This is a genomic window from Vibrio sp. D173a (assembly GCF_030248475.1).
Map to the genome: position 1 here is coordinate 1 of NZ_JAHGAH010000421.1, position 723 is coordinate 723.

At 41.9% G+C, this 723-nt stretch carries 1 protein-coding gene; it reads left to right on the plus strand.

Going from position 1 to position 723, the window contains the following annotated elements:
- Window positions 1–663, plus strand: a 663-nt coding sequence (locus KIV40_RS26400; protein WP_285352142.1) for an IS110 family transposase, incomplete at its 5' end; no start/stop codon positions are given.
- Between the last annotated feature and the right edge of the window lie 60 nt (window positions 664–723).

Sequence of the window (723 nt, forward strand, 5' to 3'; positions counted from 1 at the left end):
ATGACTCAGCATAAAATCATCGGCATCGATTTAGCAAAAAATATTTTCTTCCTTGTTGAAATCAATCACAAAGGGAAGAACCTCAGCCGTAAAAAACTCCAACGAAGCAGATTACTTAACTACGTCGCAAATCAAAGTCCATGCATAATTGCGATGGAGGCCTGTTCCGGTGCTCATTACTGGGCTCGTGAATTCGAAAAATTTGGGCATGATGTTCTGCTATACCCTCCTCAGCATGTCAAAAATCAGCGCCGTAAACAAAAGAACGACTATAACGATGCTGAAGCGATTGCTGAACTCGCACTCTATCAACGGGTTTACCCTGTCCAACACAAATCCATCGAGCAACAAGACATTCAATCGTTGATTCGAATGCGCAGACTATGTGTTACCGAAAGAACCCGTTTGATTAACCAGGTTCGAGGGCTCGTTGCTGAATACGGTATTGTTATCCCAAAAGGGAAAGCAGCCTTTAGACAAGCCATTCCCGAAATATTGGAAGAGGTGGAAAACCAACTCTCTCTAATATTGCGTGAACTTCTATCACGTCAATATGAACGCTATTTATATATCGATGAACAAATCCTATGGTTTGAAGAGAAACTCAGCCAGGCTTTGTTGCGTAATTCGGACAGAAAACCAAATTGCCCGAAAATTGAGTGATTATTAAACAACATGCTGAGTTTCAGGCATACCAAGCCCTGTAAGCTTGTTCAGCGCTTT